General features: G+C 70.6%; 2 pseudogenes. Both read right to left on the reverse strand.

The annotated features are described in order from the left end of the window. Nucleotides 1-226 (reverse strand): annotated as a pseudogene (locus HUK84_RS21165) (hypothetical protein); the annotation flags it as partial. Further along, nucleotides 223-761, reverse strand: a pseudogene (locus HUK84_RS21170) (ABC transporter substrate-binding protein); the annotation flags it as partial. The pseudogenes HUK84_RS21170 and HUK84_RS21165, both read right to left, overlap by 4 nt.

Consider the following 761-nt stretch of genomic DNA (forward strand, 5'->3'; position numbering starts at 1 on the left):
CAATGCGCGGCAGCCGGGCCTGGATCAGGATCGCGCGCAGCACCGCCCGCCGCGCCGGCGCCATCCCCCCGTCATGCCCCGACAGGATCGCGACGATGTCCGGGACCGACACCGGATAGCGCCCGATCGCCAGCGACAGCGCCGCAAGGCCGAGCAACCCCACGGCCGGCAGTACGAAAAGCAGGATGGTCGGGACGGCCCGCAGGACCGCCGCGCGCCGCGTCACTCCGCGTCCCCCGCCGGCGGACGGGCCGCTAGGATCCGCGCGGCCTCCCCCGGCGTCAGGTCGTATCCGAAAAATTCGCGATAGAACTTAATGGTTTCAAAAGCCATATCCACCCGGGCAAACCGGCCGGGATAGAGGGTCTTCGCCGCCCACAGGACCTGCAACGGCAATTCGCTGCCATAGCGGTCCCACGGAAACACGCCCGACGGATTGCGATAGACCCGGCCGTCCCGCACGGCCCGCAGCGCCCCCCATTGCGCCGACACCCGCGCCAGGTCGCCGCTGTCCGGTCCCAGGATCACCACGTCCGGGTCCCAGGCGGCAACCTGTTCCAGCGACACCGGGCGCATATTGCCACTGATCGCCGCGGCGACATTGCGCCCGCCCGCCCGGCCGATCCATTCATCGATGATCGTCCCCCCGCCATCGACCGTCAGCGGCACCAGCGACTTGACATGCAGCACGCGCAGCCGCCGTCCAGGCGGCAGGTCCGCCAGCCCTGCCCCCACCCGCGCCATCGTCGCATCCAGCATGG

Source organism: Nguyenibacter vanlangensis, assembly GCF_013376155.1.
GTDB lineage: Bacteria > Pseudomonadota > Alphaproteobacteria > Acetobacterales > Acetobacteraceae > Gluconacetobacter > Gluconacetobacter vanlangensis.